This window comes from Bacillus sp. PS237, from assembly GCF_037963345.1.
In the GTDB taxonomy this organism is placed as follows: domain Bacteria; phylum Bacillota; class Bacilli; order Bacillales; family Bacillaceae; genus Bacillus; species Bacillus subtilis.
In genome coordinates this window covers 76,495-92,500 of record NZ_CP150156.1, presented here as the reverse complement: position 1 = coordinate 92,500, position 16,006 = coordinate 76,495, and the positions used below count along the sequence as shown (strand labels likewise).

Annotated in this window: 14 protein-coding genes and 2 rRNA genes (1 of these 16 cut by a window edge); all 16 read right to left on the bottom strand. The window is 44.9% G+C overall.

The window, feature by feature from the left end; all coding sequences use genetic code 11:
• A 23S ribosomal RNA gene (locus NST22_RS00490) occupies positions 1-656 on the bottom strand; it reaches 2,272 nt to the left of the window's first position.
• Positions 657-823: 167 nt separating this feature from the next.
• Positions 824-2,373, bottom strand: a 16S ribosomal RNA gene (locus NST22_RS00485).
• Together the 16S and 23S rRNA genes form the textbook arrangement of a ribosomal RNA operon.
• A 310-nt stretch (positions 2,374-2,683) precedes the next feature.
• The gene (lysS, locus tag NST22_RS00480; protein ID WP_003242743.1) at positions 2,684-4,183 is read right to left on the bottom strand and encodes a lysine--tRNA ligase; all 1,500 of its coding nucleotides are present in this window, start codon (positions 4,181-4,183) and stop codon (positions 2,684-2,686) included.
• Between the two features lie 91 nt (positions 4,184-4,274).
• Positions 4,275-5,276 carry a tRNA dihydrouridine synthase DusB gene (gene dusB / locus NST22_RS00475; protein ID WP_003243741.1) on the bottom strand — a complete coding sequence of 334 codons (1,002 nt, stop codon included), beginning with the start codon at positions 5,274-5,276 and terminating at the stop codon, positions 4,275-4,277.
• A 23-nt stretch (positions 5,277-5,299) separates the two neighbouring features.
• Positions 5,300-5,509 (bottom strand): helix-turn-helix transcriptional regulator, encoded by a 210-nt coding sequence (locus tag NST22_RS00470; protein ID WP_003226678.1) that lies wholly within the window; start codon positions 5,507-5,509, stop codon positions 5,300-5,302.
• Positions 5,461-5,964, bottom strand: a complete 504-nt coding sequence (folK, locus tag NST22_RS00465) for a 2-amino-4-hydroxy-6-hydroxymethyldihydropteridine diphosphokinase (RefSeq protein WP_003242690.1) — start codon at positions 5,962-5,964, stop codon at positions 5,461-5,463. The genes NST22_RS00470 and folK overlap by 49 nt, the downstream gene beginning before the upstream one ends.
• Positions 5,961-6,323, bottom strand: a complete 363-nt coding sequence (gene folB, locus NST22_RS00460) for a dihydroneopterin aldolase (protein WP_003242949.1) — start codon at positions 6,321-6,323, stop codon at positions 5,961-5,963. The genes folK and folB overlap by 4 nt, the downstream gene beginning before the upstream one ends.
• Positions 6,316-7,173, bottom strand: a complete 858-nt coding sequence (folP, locus tag NST22_RS00455) for a dihydropteroate synthase (RefSeq protein WP_003242672.1) — start codon at positions 7,171-7,173, stop codon at positions 6,316-6,318. Before folP ends, folB begins: the two co-directional genes overlap by 8 nt.
• The gene (pabC, locus tag NST22_RS00450) at positions 7,155-8,036 is read right to left on the bottom strand and encodes an aminodeoxychorismate lyase (RefSeq protein WP_003244544.1); all 882 of its coding nucleotides are present in this window, start codon (positions 8,034-8,036) and stop codon (positions 7,155-7,157) included. Before pabC ends, folP begins: the two co-directional genes overlap by 19 nt.
• The gene (gene pabA / locus NST22_RS00445; RefSeq protein WP_003243797.1) at positions 8,036-8,620 is read right to left on the bottom strand and encodes an aminodeoxychorismate/anthranilate synthase component II; all 585 of its coding nucleotides are present in this window, start codon (positions 8,618-8,620) and stop codon (positions 8,036-8,038) included. Before pabA ends, pabC begins: the two co-directional genes overlap by 1 nt.
• 13 nt (positions 8,621-8,633) lie before the next feature.
• Positions 8,634-10,046, bottom strand: a complete 1,413-nt coding sequence (locus NST22_RS00440) for an anthranilate synthase component I family protein (protein ID WP_003242468.1) — start codon at positions 10,044-10,046, stop codon at positions 8,634-8,636.
• Between the two features lie 166 nt (positions 10,047-10,212).
• Positions 10,213-11,139 carry a cysteine synthase A gene (cysK, locus tag NST22_RS00435; protein ID WP_003244491.1) on the bottom strand — a complete coding sequence of 309 codons (927 nt, stop codon included), beginning with the start codon at positions 11,137-11,139 and terminating at the stop codon, positions 10,213-10,215.
• A 75-nt stretch (positions 11,140-11,214) separates the two neighbouring features.
• A complete protein-coding gene (locus tag NST22_RS00430) occupies positions 11,215-12,108 on the bottom strand; it encodes a peptidyl-prolyl cis-trans isomerase (protein ID WP_003243824.1) in 894 nt (297 codons plus the stop codon).
• Between the two features lie 46 nt (positions 12,109-12,154).
• A complete protein-coding gene (gene hslO, locus NST22_RS00425; RefSeq protein WP_003226695.1) occupies positions 12,155-13,030 on the bottom strand; it encodes a redox-regulated molecular chaperone HslO in 876 nt (291 codons plus the stop codon).
• An 11-nt stretch (positions 13,031-13,041) separates the two neighbouring features.
• A complete protein-coding gene (locus NST22_RS00420; protein ID WP_010886388.1) occupies positions 13,042-13,818 on the bottom strand; it encodes a type III pantothenate kinase in 777 nt (258 codons plus the stop codon).
• Positions 13,819-14,012: 194 nt separating this feature from the next.
• Positions 14,013-15,926 (bottom strand): ATP-dependent zinc metalloprotease FtsH, encoded by a 1,914-nt coding sequence (gene ftsH / locus NST22_RS00415; RefSeq protein ID WP_003243881.1) that lies wholly within the window; start codon positions 15,924-15,926, stop codon positions 14,013-14,015.
• Between the last annotated feature and the right edge of the window lie 80 nt (positions 15,927-16,006).

The window sequence follows — 16,006 nt, the reverse complement described above, 5'->3', positions numbered from 1 at the left end:
TGCTTAACCTTGCACGGGATCGTAACTCGCCGGTTCATTCTACAAAAGGCACGCCATCACCCGTTAACGGGCTCTGACTACTTGTAGGCACACGGTTTCAGGATCTCTTTCACTCCCCTTCCGGGGTGCTTTTCACCTTTCCCTCACGGTACTGGTTCACTATCGGTCACTAGGGAGTATTTAGCCTTGGGAGATGGTCCTCCCGGATTCCGACGGAATTTCACGTGTTCCGCCGTACTCAGGATCCACTCAGGAGAGAACGAAGTTTTGACTACAGGGCTGTTACCTCCTATGGCGGGCCTTTCCAGACCTCTTCATCTACCTCGTTCCTTTGTAACTCCGTACAGAGTGTCCTACAACCCCAAGAGGCAAGCCTCTTGGTTTGGGCTAATCCCGTTTCGCTCGCCGCTACTCAGGGAATCGCATTTGCTTTCTCTTCCTCCGGGTACTTAGATGTTTCAGTTCCCCGGGTCTGCCTTCTCATATCCTATGAATTCAGATATGGATACCACTCCATTACGAGTGGTGGGTTTCCCCATTCGGAAATCTCCGGATCAAAGCTTGCTTACAGCTCCCCGAAGCATATCGGTGTTCGTCCCGTCCTTCATCGGCTCCTAGTGCCAAGGCATCCACCGTGCGCCCTTTCTAACTTAACCGTTAAAAAGAATCACTATGTGATATCTTGTATTACTTGAATGTGATGTCTACTGTTATCTAGTTTTCAAAGAACACGTTTCGAAGGAATGATCCTTCAAAACTAAACAAGACAGGGAACGTTCTGTTTATAAGACCCAAGGTCTTATATTCCGTAAAATATCCTTAGAAAGGAGGTGATCCAGCCGCACCTTCCGATACGGCTACCTTGTTACGACTTCACCCCAATCATCTGTCCCACCTTCGGCGGCTGGCTCCTAAAAGGTTACCTCACCGACTTCGGGTGTTACAAACTCTCGTGGTGTGACGGGCGGTGTGTACAAGGCCCGGGAACGTATTCACCGCGGCATGCTGATCCGCGATTACTAGCGATTCCAGCTTCACGCAGTCGAGTTGCAGACTGCGATCCGAACTGAGAACAGATTTGTGGGATTGGCTTAACCTCGCGGTTTCGCTGCCCTTTGTTCTGTCCATTGTAGCACGTGTGTAGCCCAGGTCATAAGGGGCATGATGATTTGACGTCATCCCCACCTTCCTCCGGTTTGTCACCGGCAGTCACCTTAGAGTGCCCAACTGAATGCTGGCAACTAAGATCAAGGGTTGCGCTCGTTGCGGGACTTAACCCAACATCTCACGACACGAGCTGACGACAACCATGCACCACCTGTCACTCTGCCCCCGAAGGGGACGTCCTATCTCTAGGATTGTCAGAGGATGTCAAGACCTGGTAAGGTTCTTCGCGTTGCTTCGAATTAAACCACATGCTCCACCGCTTGTGCGGGCCCCCGTCAATTCCTTTGAGTTTCAGTCTTGCGACCGTACTCCCCAGGCGGAGTGCTTAATGCGTTAGCTGCAGCACTAAGGGGCGGAAACCCCCTAACACTTAGCACTCATCGTTTACGGCGTGGACTACCAGGGTATCTAATCCTGTTCGCTCCCCACGCTTTCGCTCCTCAGCGTCAGTTACAGACCAGAGAGTCGCCTTCGCCACTGGTGTTCCTCCACATCTCTACGCATTTCACCGCTACACGTGGAATTCCACTCTCCTCTTCTGCACTCAAGTTCCCCAGTTTCCAATGACCCTCCCCGGTTGAGCCGGGGGCTTTCACATCAGACTTAAGAAACCGCCTGCGAGCCCTTTACGCCCAATAATTCCGGACAACGCTTGCCACCTACGTATTACCGCGGCTGCTGGCACGTAGTTAGCCGTGGCTTTCTGGTTAGGTACCGTCAAGGTACCGCCCTATTCGAACGGTACTTGTTCTTCCCTAACAACAGAGCTTTACGATCCGAAAACCTTCATCACTCACGCGGCGTTGCTCCGTCAGACTTTCGTCCATTGCGGAAGATTCCCTACTGCTGCCTCCCGTAGGAGTCTGGGCCGTGTCTCAGTCCCAGTGTGGCCGATCACCCTCTCAGGTCGGCTACGCATCGTTGCCTTGGTGAGCCGTTACCTCACCAACTAGCTAATGCGCCGCGGGTCCATCTGTAAGTGGTAGCCGAAGCCACCTTTTATGTTTGAACCATGCGGTTCAAACAACCATCCGGTATTAGCCCCGGTTTCCCGGAGTTATCCCAGTCTTACAGGCAGGTTACCCACGTGTTACTCACCCGTCCGCCGCTAACATCAGGGAGCAAGCTCCCATCTGTCCGCTCGACTTGCATGTATTAGGCACGCCGCCAGCGTTCGTCCTGAGCCAGGATCAAACTCTCCGATAAAGTAGTTTGACTGACTACGCACATCGCTGTGCGATTTTTAAAAACTGAATTAACAGGTACGTTTTGTCTTGTTTAGTTTTCAAAGATCATTTTGTTCACTTCGTTCAAGCGACTTTATTATTATAACTCGTTGACTCAGTGAAGTCAATAACTTTTTTTGAAGTTCTTTTTTTCGTTATCGCCTTGTTTAGCGGCAACGAATAATAATATACCACCTAGTAAATAATAGTGCAATAGTTTTTTTGAAGAAATACTAAGGGATTTAAAAAGAGCGGCATCCTTTCCCTATGGAGGATACCGCTCTTTTTTATTAGCGTTGTCTCATTTGCGGGAATAACAGCACATCGCGAATAGAAGGGGCATTCGTCAGCAGCATAACCAGACGGTCGATACCGATGCCTAAACCTCCTGTTGGCGGCATACCGTATTCCAGAGCTTCAACAAAGTCTTCATCCATTAAATGAGCTTCATCATTACCGGCTTCACGCTCTTTTAATTGCGCTTCAAAGCGTTCTCTTTGATCAATAGGATCATTCAGCTCTGTAAACGCGTTGGCATGTTCACGGCCAACGATAAACAGCTCAAAACGGTCTGTAAAACGCGGGTCCTCAGGGTTTTTCTTAGCAAGAGGAGAAATTTCTACAGGATGCCCGTAAATAAACGTTGGCTGAATAAGCGTTTCTTCAATTTTTTGTTCGAAGAATTCGTTGATGATATGGCCTACTGTCATAGAGTCTTTAATTTCTACTTCATGTTCTTTTGCATATTCACGCGCCTGCTCAACAGTAACCTCTTCCCAGAAATCAACGCCGGTCGCTTCTTTGACTGCGTCAACCATATGGATTCTTTTCCACTCCGGTTTAAGGTCGATTTGCTCTTCCCCGTATTGAATCGTAGTTGTGCCAAGCACTTCTTGGGCGATATGAGCGACAAGGTTTTCAGTTAAGCTCATGATATCTTTATAGTCCGCATATGCTTCATATAACTCAATCATTGTAAATTCAGGGTTATGGCGTGTAGAGACACCTTCGTTACGGAAAACACGGCCGATTTCATATACTTTTTCTAAACCGCCGACAATTAGACGTTTTAGGTGCAGTTCGATAGCAATACGCATATAGAGTGGAATGTCTAACGCGTTGTGGTGAGTGATAAACGGACGTGCAGAAGCTCCCCCAGGAATGCTGTGCATTGTAGGTGTTTCTACTTCTAAGTATCCATGATCATCAAGGTACCTTCTCATAGCTTGAATGATCTTGCTTCGTGTAATGAACGTATGTTTGCTGTCTGGGTTTACGATAAGATCCAGATAGCGCTGACGGTAGCGCTGCTCAACGTCTTTTAAACCATGGTATTTGTCAGGAAGCGGACGAAGCGCTTTTGTCAGCAATTCAAAGGAAGTTGCTTTAACAGACAATTCGCCTACATTTGTTTTGAAGACTTTTCCGGTTACGCCGATAAGATCACCGAGGTCAGAAGACTTGAAGATTTCATATTGGTCGTCACCGACACTGTCTTTTCTTACGTAGATTTGGATTTGGCCTTCTAAATCCTGAAGATGGGCAAAGCCGGCTTTTCCTTTGCCGCGTTTTGTCATCATGCGGCCTGCGATTGTAACTTCAATCGCTTTTTCTTCTAACTCTTCTTTGGTTAGATCTTGATATGCCGAAATAACTTCTTGAGACTGATGAGTTCTTTCAAAACGTGCGCCGAATGGATCGATGCCGTTATCTCTCAGCTGATTCATTTTATCGCGTCTGACTTGCAGCTGATCATTCAATTCTTCATGGTTATGCTCTTCTTGACTCATTGTTATCACTCCATTACAGATATTGTTTCATGAAAAAAGCAGAAAAACTGCCAGCGTAAAACTAGCAGTGAGCAGCAAATAGAGGTGAGTATTATCCTACTTTTGCATTTTGAAGCTCTTTTGCCTCAACTTCAACCGTAAATGCATCTAAAAGCTGTACAAACTCTTCTCTCGTCTCGCAATGATTGATTTCATTACGAACGTTCGCATTGCCTTTCACGCCTTTCAGATACCATGCAGCGTGCTTTCTCATTTCTCTTACCGCTACGTTTTCACCTTTTAAGTCAATCAGGCGGTCAAGATGCAGTTTGCATACGGCCATTTTTTCGCGTACTTGCGGCTCTTCTTTTAATTTACCTGTTTCAAGATACTGAACCGTACGGTAAATCATCCACGGGTTACCCAATGCAGCGCGTCCGATCATGACCCCGTCTACTCCTGTCTCATCGAGCATACGCTTAGCATCCTGCGGTGTCTTAACATCGCCGTTTCCGATAACCGGAATCGATACTGATTGTTTTACTTCTTTGATGATATCCCAGTTTGCCGTTCCTTCGTACATCTGCACTCTCGTACGGCCGTGAAGCGCCACTGCTTTACCGCCCGCACGTTCTACAGCCTGTGCATTTTTCACTGCGAAAATGTGGTCTTCATCCCAGCCCATTCTCATTTTCACTGTAACTGGCTTATTAACAGCATCCACTACTGCAGAAACCATTTCGTAAATCTTATCAGGATCGAGAAGCCATTTGGCTCCCGCATCGCATTTTGTAATCTTCGGCACGGGACATCCCATGTTAATATCAATGATATCAGCAGTTGTGTTTTGGTCTACAAACTTCGCCGCTTCCACAAGGGTTTCCTTTTTTCCTCCGAAAATTTGAAGGCTCAGTGGTTTCTCACGTTCATCAATATAAAGCATACCCATTGTTCTTGCATTGTTGTAAAGGATCGCTTTGTCACTGACCATTTCAGCGCATACCAATCCGGCTCCGAATTCCTTTACAGTCAATCTGAACGCAGAGTTGCAGACACCAGCCATAGGTGCGAGCACAACCCGGTTTTTCAATTGAATATCTCCGATTTTGAACAATTTTTCTCCTCCTTTCATTTGTTCTATTTTTCTGGCGGCGCCAATTCGTCCGCACTTATATTTAAAACATCTGCTGCATCTTGAATGATGGCAGCAGACGGCAATCGGTTTCCGCGTTCAATTTCGCCGAGAATAGAAACTGATATACCTAATGCTTTTGCAAATCCTTCTTGAGTATAACCTTTCAGCTTTCTGAATGCACGAATTCGTCTACCCCAGATTTCTGCTTCCATACTCTTACACCTTCTTGGTCTGTTTCGGCGCTTGTAGCCTCTTTTTCAACCTGCTGGCAAATTTCCGCAAGCGGCGCAAGGACAAACAAACGCTCATACATTCTCGGATGCGGAACAATTAGTTGCTCTGTTTCAATATTTTCACGATTAAATAACAAAATGTCAAGGTCTGCCGTCCGCGGCCCCCATCTTACTTCCCTTGTTCTGCCTAATTCATTTTCTATCTGCTGCGTCAGTTCAAGGAGTTCAAAAGGGTTCAATGATGTCTTGATTTCAACAGCCATATTCAAAAATTGAGCTTGATCTTCGTATCCGACCGGGTCAGTTTCGTAAATAGACGACACTTTAGTGACTGTCACCGCAGCATGCTGATGCAGTAAAGCCACTGCTTGCCTTAAATACGTTTCTCTATCTCCAATATTAGATCCAAGTGCAATATAAGCTATGTTGTTCATGACTTTTTTCTCGTAATTTCAATTGCTACTGATTTATAGTGTCCGGGAATTGGCGGGTCTGGCTTAATCACTTTCACCGTACATTGCTGAACAGGCTGAAATTTTCCGAGAACAGTGCCAGCAATACGTTCCGCCAGCGTTTCCACCAATTTCACAGGCTCCCCTTCCACGATATCTTTACATACGTGATAGAGCTCAGCATAGTTGATCGTTTGCTCAAGGTCGTCTGTCTGTCCAGCTTTGCTTAAATCCAGCTCAGCGGTTAAATCGACTTTAAACCGCTGGCCAAGTTTGTTTTCTTCTGTGAACACACCGTGATATCCGTAAAACTCCATACCTTCTACATAAACTTTATCCATGGTGCACCCCTCCCTTATTCAGCATCGCGTCCATCATTTTCGCCATTCTGGCAATTTGCTTTACATCATGGACCCTGACAATGTCACAGCCTTTTTGAATGCCGAGACACACAGTCGCGCCTGTGCCCTCAGCCCGCTCCTCAGGCGGAAGATCCAGAACACGTCCGATGAATCTTTTTCGGGAGGTTGCCAGAAGAACCGGATATCCCAATCCGCTGAAAATCTCTAGTTTGTTCATCACTGCCAAGTTATCGTGATAGGTTTTCGCGAAACCGATACCAGGATCAAGAATAATGTTCTTCTCGTCTACTCCGGCCTCAACAGCAATTTTTACACTCTCCATTAAGTCCGACAGCATATCCGGCAATAAGTCATTGTAGTTTCTTTCAGGGCGGTTATGCATGAGTACAATTGGAACATTATGTTCAGCTGCAACGGAAGCCATCTTCGGATCATGTTTGGCTCCCCAAATATCATTGATAATGGATGCACCGGCTTTCACTGCTTCATCTGCGACAGAAGCCTTGTACGTGTCTACAGAAATAGGAACACCAAGCTCTTTCGTAATCCGCTCAATCACCGGAATGACTCTGGACATCTCCTCATCCTCAGATACGCACTCAGCGCCAGGCCTTGTCGATTCCCCTCCAATATCAATGATATGGGCACCATCATCGATCATCTCTTTCGCGTGCAGCAGCGCCTTGTCCAAGCTGTCATATTTTCCGCCGTCCGAGAAAGAGTCAGGCGTTACGTTTAAAATTCCCATCACCAGCGTCTTCTCTTTATATGATAAAGCGCTGGGCTTAGTGTGGATTACTTGTGTTTGATCTATTGTGTGCTGCGCCATGCTCTTCCTCCCTTTTCATGAATCATGTTCTTTATTTCTTTTTTGTATAACAATTGAAGAGCGGAGGTTGCTTCTCCGCTTTGGCTTCCATAGTTTACTTCTTCTATTTTAGTAAACGGGATGATTTCAAGAACCGAGTTCGTCATCCACGCTTCGTCAGCTGTCAAGAGAGCTTCTAGCTCATATCGGCCCGTTTTGAGCTCCAGGCCGATATCCTTTGCATTTTCTATGATAAAACGTCTCGTGACGCCGTCCAGAATACCGGTATCAAGCGATGGCGTATAGATACAGCGACCTTTTCTCCAGAAGACATTAGATATGATACCCTCTGCAACAGCTCCATCCTCCGTTAAGAAAATTCCCTCGACACGCGGATCATTTCCAATTTCCCGTTTCGCATACATATTATTTAGATAATGATGAGATTTTAACCGGAACGATCCCTCTGGAGTGTTTCTCCGTATCGATAAAACCTTTCCTTCTTTTTGCAAAGGAAGACTTTCTGGTTTCAGCTGATTCACAAAGCATAAAACGGTGGGCTTATCGTACGTCTGGGCGACAAAGCCTTTATCGCTGATTCCCGCTGATATGTTCAGTCTGACGCGGGCATTGCCATCCTTGATATCATTTAGCTTAAGCAGCTTGTCCAGCATCTCAAGGATCTCATGCTTTGAAACAGTATATTCGATTTGCAGATCCTTAAGCGCGCGTTCAAGCCTCTCTATATGCCAATCAAGCAAAAACGGGCAGCCTTCGTAGAGCCTGAAGGTTTCGAAAACACCGATCCCATATAAAAACCCATGGTCAAAAGGAGAAAGAACTGCATCTTTCTCCTCCATATACCGGCCGTTCACATATATCATCACGCAATAACTTCCTTGCGATATGTCTCAATAAAATTTCTGAGCATTTCTTTCCCAAAGGAGGTCATAATAGACTCTGGGTGAAATTGCACACCCTCTATCGGGAGGTCATTGTGGCGAATAGCCATGATTTCTCCTTCTTTCGTTTGTGCTGTTACTGTAAAACAGCTTGGCAGCGTCTCAGGTTTTACGATCAGCGAGTGGTATCGCGTCGCAACAAGGGGATTTTTCAACCCTTCAAAAATGGTTTTGCCGTCATGCTCGATATCCGAGGTTTTCCCGTGCATAAGCCGTTCTGCCCTAACAACATCACCACCGAACACTTGTGCGATGGACTGATGTCCGAGACATACACCGAAAATAGGAATTTTCCCTGCGAAATGTTTAATTGCTTCGAGGCTGATTCCCGCCTCATCAGGGCTGCACGGTCCGGGAGATATCATCAGAAAGTCCGGAGACAGTTCTTCAATTTCATCGATTGTGATGCTGTCATTGCGTTTCACAACCAGCTCTTCCCCAAGCTCGCCCAAATACTGTACCAAGTTGTACGTGAATGAATCGTAGTTATCAATCATTAAAATCATTTCTCCGCTCACCTCATCTAATTTTTGTCTCTTCTTCGCTCAGCTCTAATGCTCTTTGCATCGCAAAAGCTTTTTTGAATGATTCCTTGTATTCGTGCTTCGGAACAGAATCAATCACAACTCCTGCACCGGACTGCATAAATGCCTGCCCTCCGGTTGCATAAATGGTTCGAATGACGATATTAAACTGCAGATCGTGATTATATCCAAACCATCCTATAGATCCAGTATAAAGCCCTCGGCGTGTCGGCTCAAGTTCTTCTATAATTTCCATCGTTCTTACTTTCGGTGCACCAGTAATGGTTCCTCCGGGAAACACAGCATGAATAATATCTACAGCATCATACCCATCCTGCAGTTCACCTTGGACATTAGACACAATGTGCATCACATGCGAGTATTTTTCAATTGCCATGAATTCATTTACGCGCACAGACCCGTAACGTGATACTCTTCCCAGATCATTTCGCTCAAGATCAACCAGCATGACATGTTCCGCGCGTTCTTTTTCATTGTGTATCAATTCGTTTGCAAGCGCCTCGTCTTCTTCATTTGTTTTCCCTCTGGAACGGGTGCCCGCAATCGGTCTCGTCTCTAATAGCTTGCCCTTTTTGCTGACAAGCAGTTCAGGCGATCCGCAAATGATTTGGAAATCAGGTGTTTCTAAATACGCCATATAAGGAGAAGGATTTACTTCTCTCAAGGTTTTGTAAATTTGATATGGGTGGACAGACAGTGACTGTGACTGCCTTATTGATAGATTGACTTGAAACACATCTCCGCTGGCAATGTATTGTTTGATTTTCTCTACAGCTTGTGAGAACCCATCCTCGGTAAATGGCGCCGCGAAAGAACCAGCTGTTTCAGGCTTCATCTCTCGCGAAGTGACAGCGGGAAGCTCAGTCAACCACATCTGCTCTAACTCAGATAGCTTCACATCCGCTGTTTCCTGATCAGAACCATTAACATGAGTAATCAGCCATAGAGACTCTTCTTGATGGTCATAAACTGCTATATCATCAAAAACAAGAAAATAAATATCTGGTGTTTCTAAATCATCTAATGAGAGCATTTTAAAATTTTCAATGTACCGTGCGTAATCATAGCTGAGAAACCCGATTGCCCCGCCTTGAAAGTCAGGGAACTCATGATTCGTTTCTGTTTCCAGTGTTTTAAACCAGCTGTGGAAGGCCCGTAATGGATCACCTTCTTTAAACAGCATCTCATCACCATGCTTAATTGTAGTTATTCCGTCTTTTCCTTTCACAGTCGCAATTGGATCAAGACCGGCTATACTATATCTGCCGCCTCTTGCACTTTCGAGAAGTACATGATGTTTCCGGGATTGCGCAAGTTTCTCAAATTGTTGTAAGAATGAGTCTTTTTGAAAAGGTATTTTTTTGCCTGCCGGTCTGCGTTGTGCCATTTGTATCATTCCTCTATTTTCTTTTTTACTTGTTTTTAATTGTAAAGCAATGTTGTTAGTGAAAAAAGTGAATTTCTCTTCCAAGAATAACATTCGTCGCAGACATGGCATATTTGATGCACGAAATATAAAAAAACTCCCGGCGAACCGGGAGTTTTGGCTTTTTTTAATCGAATTGGTACAGCGGCGTGCTTAGATAACGTTCGCCGTTACTTGGAATGATGGCCAATACTTTTTTGCCTTTTCCGAGTTTTTTTGCTACTTGAAGAGCAGCATAAATTGCCGCACCTGATGAGATGCCTCCGAGAATTCCTTCTTCACGTGCAGCTCTGCGGGCATATTCGAATGCTTCTTCATTCTTCACAGGGAAGATTTCATCATATACTTCAGTGTTTAAGATGTCCGGCACGAATCCTGCTCCGATTCCCTGAATTTTGTGGGGGCCTGGTTTTCCTCCTGAAAGCACTGGGGAATCTGACGGTTCAACAGCATAAATCTTGATGGAAGGGTATGCTTCCTTCAGCACTTCGCCCGCTCCCGTAATCGTTCCGCCCGTTCCGATTCCGGCTACAAATGCGTCAAGCTGATCATCACCGAATTGCTCAACGATTTCTTTACCCGTTGTTTGGCGGTGAATTTCGGGGTTAGAAGGGTTGTTAAACTGCTGCGGCACAAAGTATCCGTGCTTTTCAGCAAGCTCTTCAGCTTTCTTAATAGCACCTTTCATGCCTTCCGCACCAGGAGTCAGCACAAGCTCAGCACCATATGCGCGAAGAAGGTTGCGGCGCTCCATGCTCATTGTATCAGGCATAACCAAAATGGCTTTTAATCCTTTAGCAGCAGCAACCATTGCAAGCCCGATTCCAGTATTTCCGCTTGTCGGTTCAATGATTGTATTACCGGCTTTTAATTTTCCTTCTTTTTCAGCCGCTTCAATCATAGCTAAACCGATACGGTCTTTTACACTGCTTCCAGGGTTCATGTATTCAAGTTTTAGATATACATCCGCACTGTTTTCATCTGCAAGGCGATTTAATTTAACGATTGGCGTATTCCCAATTAATTCAGTAATGGAGTTTGCTACACGTACCATTCTCGACACCTCAATTTCCGACTATTTGTATTGGTATTATGTATATAATCTATCAATTTCAAAATTTTTTGTCAATCACTTAGTACTTTTTTCCCCATAAAACCAAGATACATCGGCTTCTTTCCAAAGTGTCTTAACTGTCGCTTTATCGCCTAGCTGATCCATTGCGATTTGCCGTCTGATCTGGTCCTTTACTTCATCAAATGAGAACGTTCTTGCCTTTAGTTTTTCTTTCAGCTGGATAATGGCATATCCGTTGCTGACCTTTATTGGTTCCTGAGACCATTCATCCTCTTTGAGTGTTTTCGCCTCTTCAATGTATGCTGATGGAATGTTGTCTGATGCCTCTGTGACAAAACCTAAATCTCCGCCGTATGGTGATGTATATCTGTCTGTAGATCTTTCGGCAGCGACAGCTTCAAAGCTTGATCCGCCTTTCAGTTCTTTCAGGACTTCTCTTGCTTCTTCTTCATCTTTTACAACAATGTGCCGAATTCGATACGAATCATCAAACTGATATAGTTCCTTATTTTTATTATAGAATGATTCCAATTCTTTGTTTGAGATATCGATATCCCTTGTTAACAAATCCTCAAGGAGGATATTATAACGAATTTGGTCTTTCCACTCTTTCTCCGTCGTATGTTCATCTTCGTAAAAGGAATTATTGACCGCTTTAATCAGCAAAAACTCACGATCAACTTCGCTTTTGGATATTTTAAGTTTGTTCTTTTTAGCCAGCTGCTCAACAACTCGGACATTGATCATATCTTCAAGCGTTGACTTACCATACTGATCTTCCATTTCTTTCAGCCATTCTTCTCTTGTCACACTCTTGCCTCCGATAGTCGCAATAGACTCACCGGATGACGATGCGCCGGCTTGGGATTTCGTCAGCGTATATGCAACAGCAATACAGCAAACCAACAGCGCCCCTAAAATAATGGTCCAGATTGTTCTTGATTTCAAACCTGCTTTCAGCCCCTTTTCTCAAATTAAAAACCCGCTAAAGAGCTTAGCGGGTAGTTTGGTCACGAAGCCCTTCCAGCTCTTCTTTTGTAAATAAGTACTTTTCATTACAAAAATGGCATACTGCTTCGGCTTGTCCATCTTCTTCTATCATATCTTGAATTTCTTTTTTGCCTAGTCCTAAAATGGCTGTTTCGAACCGTTCTTTTGAACAAGGGCAATGGAATCTGACAGGCATCGTTTCCAAAATCTCAGGTTTCTCGCCTAGGACTTCTTCTAAAATTTCTTCTGGTGTCAGCCCTTTTTGGATGAGCTTAGAAATCGGCTCTACTTGAGATAGACGCTGTTCAATTTTTGTGATTGTTTCATCATCTGTTCCCGGCATCAGCTGAATAATAAAGCCCCCTGCCGCAAGAATGGTATTGTCAGGATTTACGAGCACACCTACGCCCACTGATGAAGGAACCTGCTCAGATGACACAAGATAGTAAGTAAAATCATCTCCTAATTCTCCTGAAACGATTTCTACTTGTCCTGTGAAGAACTCGCGCAAACCTAAATCTTTTACGACACTTAACGTTCCGTTTGTTCCAACCGCACGTCTGACATCAAGCTTACCTTGTTCATTTAAATCAAAATGAACTTGCGGGTTAGAGACATAGGCTCTGACTTCTCCTTTGGCATTGGCATCAGCTACAATAGCTCCGATCGGACCTCCGCCCTCGATTTTCACGGTCAGCTTATCATCGCCCTTCAGCATAGCGCCGAGCATAAGTGAAGCTGTCATTGTACGGCCTAGTGCAGCGGATGCTGTCGGCCACGTACCATGGCGTCTCTGCCCCTCATTTACCATATCAGTCGTTCTCGCTGCATAAGCCCGAACTTTTCCGTCATACGCAAGTGCTTTTACTAAATAATCCATTACTAAACCTCCTATACACTTCCTACGCGGTTTCTTTCATAAATCAATTCCAGCCCTTTTAGGGTTAAGAATGGATCAACGATGTCTATACAATCTGATTCGTTCGCAATGAGCGGCGCCAGGCCTCCTGTCGCAATGACCTTTGGTTCCTGTTTTGCCTGCCATTTCATTCGCTTAACGATTCCTTCCACTTGGCCGACATAGCCAAATAAAATTCCAGATTGCATCGCGCTAACAGTGTTTTTTCCGATAATATTGTCGGGCCGGGTGATTTCGATACGAGGAAGCTTTGCTGCACGCGAGTAAAGCGCCTCTGTCGAAATTGTAATCCCAGGGGCAATCGCCCCGCCCATGTATTGTTTGTTTTCATCAATATAGCAGTACGTTGTGGCGGTTCCGAAATCGACAACAATTAATGGATTGCCGTACAAGTGTATCGCAGCGACAGCATTTACGATTCTGTCTGCCCCTACTTCTTTCGGATTGTCATATTTTATATTTAAACCGGTTTTCATACCTGGACCAACAATTTGAGGCTCGATATGAAAGTATTTTGTGCACATTCTTTCTAACGCAAACATGATTGGCGGCACTACTGACGAAATAATAATGCCATCTATCTGTTCAAACATAAGCCCGGAGTGATCAAATAAGGAGCGCAAAATCATCCCAAACTCATCTTCTGTTTTATGCCTGCTTGTTTCTATACGCCAGTGATATTCTAATTTTCCATCATGATATACACCAAGTACAGTATTGGTGTTCCCCACATCGATAACCAGTAACAACCTCTATCACCACTTTTGAATAGTTTCTCTACTTTACTTTTTACAAACATTCTACAATACCATACACGATCAGCGGCTCATTTGTAAACAAATCGATACCAGAATTGGATGATTGTAAAAGCCGCAGCTGAGCCAATCATTTACATAAAAAAACTGCCAGCGTCAGCCGGCAGTTTTTTTAGAAAGAAAGCGAATTACTCTTTCGTATCGTCTTTCTTTTCTTCTGTTTTTGTCAGAATGTTTACTTTCACATCATCGTTCTTTTCATCATCTGAGAAATTACGCTCAGGTAATGTTCCATGATCGATAAGGTGTTTGATTTGTTCAGCGTCAAGCGTTTCAACTTTCAGAAGCGTTTGGGCAATCAATTCAAGCTTGTCACGATTTTCAGTCAGGATTTGTTTCGCACGCTCATAACATTCTTTGATGATGCGCTGAATTTCCTGATCAATTTCGTAAGCGATTTGATCACTGTAGTTCTGTTCGTTGTTGAAATCACGGCCTAAGAATACCTGACCGCCCTGAGACTGTCCAAATTGCAACGGTCCCAGTTTTTCTGACATACCGAATTCTGTAACCATTCGTCTTGCAATATTCGTCGCACGCTGGAAGTCATTGTGCGCCCCTGTGCTGACTTCACCGAAGATAATCTCTTCAGCAACACGTCCGCCCAAGAGGCCGACAATTTTATCAAGCAGCTCCGGCTTTGTTTGGAAATAACGGTCTTCTCTTGGCAGCATAACAGCATAACCGCCAGCCTGGCCCCGAGGAACAATCGTTACTTTATGAACCATATCTGCCTCATCTAAAACGAGACCGATAACGGTGTGTCCGCCTTCGTGATAAGCCACGATATTGCGTTCTTTCTTGGAGATAACGCGGCTCTTCTTAGCGGGTCCGGCAATTACACGGTCCGTCGCTTCGTCAATATCACGCGCATCGATTTTTTTCTTGTTTTGACGAGCCGCTACAAGCGCAGCTTCATTCAAGAGGTTTTCTAAGTCAGCGCCTGAGAAGCCTGGTGTTCTCATGGCAATTGATTTTAGGTTAACCGTTTCATCCAGCGGTTTGTTTCTCGCATGGACTTTCAATACAGCTTCACGGCCAATGACATCTGGGCGGTCCACTGTGATTTGACGGTCAAAACGTCCCGGACGAAGTAAGGCTGGGTCCAAGATGTCCGCACGGTTCGTCGCAGCAATGATGATAATTCCTTCATTAGCGCTGAATCCGTCCATTTCAACAAGCAATTGGTTTAGCGTCTGTTCACGTTCATCGTGTCCACCGCCGAGACCAGCGCCACGCTGGCGTCCGACTGCGTCAATTTCATCAATGAAGATCAAACAAGGCGCATTCTTTTTCGCATTTTCAAACAAGTCACGCACACGGGAAGCACCGACCCCTACAAACATTTCAACGAAATCAGATCCGCTGATGCTGAAGAAAGGTACGCCGGCTTCTCCTGCACAAGCCTTGGCAAGCAATGTTTTACCGGTACCCGGAGGTCCGACTAAAAGCACGCCTTTCGGTATTCTGGCGCCGAGCTCGGCAAACTTGCGGGGATCTTTCAGAAACTCAACAACTTCAACAAGTTCTTGCTTTTCTTCGTCAGCCCCTGCAACGTCTTTAAATTTGACGCGTTTCTTTTCCTCTGTATACAGCTTCGCTTTACTCTTGCCAAAGTTCATGACACGGCTGCCGCCGCCTTGAGCCTGATTGAGCAGGAAGAAAAACAGAATAAAGATAATGACAAATGGGATGATGGTCGTCAGGAACGTCACCCATCCGCTTGTTTCTTGCGCGGGCTCAACCTTTACGTCTGTCTTTTTCAAAGCGTTAAATATCTGGTCTGCTCCCTTTCCTTCAGGAACATGAGTCAAAAAGTATTGATCTTTGTCGTAGTTTTTCAGCTGCCCTTTTACCTCATAAACACCTCTGACAGGCTGAACCGATACGCTATCAACTTTCCCGTCATCCAGGTTTTTGATGAACGTACTGTACGACATATTTTCTGTTTTCGGATTTGAGGTCTGGAAGTAGCTCACAACCCCGATTACTACTAATAAAATAAGTAAATAAAAAATGGTATTACGGAAGACCCGATTCATTCCTTACCTCCTCCCACAGTAAGCACAACTATGTTCAATAGTACCATAGAAAATCATTCCAATACAAACAATAACCATCT

Excerpts from the sequence above, each read along its gene's own strand:
- lysS (WP_003242743.1), bottom strand. The coding sequence starts at position 4,183 with ATGAGTCAAGAAGAGCATAACCATGAAGAATTGAATGATCAGCTGCAA.
- NST22_RS00470 (WP_003226678.1), bottom strand. The coding sequence starts at position 5,509 with ATGGAAGCAGAAATCTGGGGTAGACGAATTCGTGCATTCAGAAAGCTG.
- folK (WP_003242690.1), bottom strand. The coding sequence starts at position 5,964 with ATGAACAACATAGCTTATATTGCACTTGGATCTAATATTGGAGATAGA.
- folB (WP_003242949.1), bottom strand. The coding sequence starts at position 6,323 with ATGGATAAAGTTTATGTAGAAGGTATGGAGTTTTACGGATATCACGGT.
- folP (WP_003242672.1), bottom strand. The coding sequence starts at position 7,173 with ATGGCGCAGCACACAATAGATCAAACACAAGTAATCCACACTAAGCCC.
- pabC (WP_003244544.1), bottom strand. The coding sequence starts at position 8,036 with ATGATATATGTGAACGGCCGGTATATGGAGGAGAAAGATGCAGTTCTT.
- pabA (WP_003243797.1), bottom strand. The coding sequence starts at position 8,620 with ATGATTTTAATGATTGATAACTACGATTCATTCACGTACAACTTGGTA.
- NST22_RS00440 (WP_003242468.1), bottom strand. The coding sequence starts at position 10,046 with ATGGCACAACGCAGACCGGCAGGCAAAAAAATACCTTTTCAAAAAGAC.
- cysK (WP_003244491.1), bottom strand. The coding sequence starts at position 11,139 with ATGGTACGTGTAGCAAACTCCATTACTGAATTAATTGGGAATACGCCA.
- hslO (WP_003226695.1), bottom strand. The coding sequence starts at position 13,030 with ATGGATTATTTAGTAAAAGCACTTGCGTATGACGGAAAAGTTCGGGCT.
- ftsH (WP_003243881.1), bottom strand. The coding sequence starts at position 15,926 with ATGAATCGGGTCTTCCGTAATACCATTTTTTATTTACTTATTTTATTA.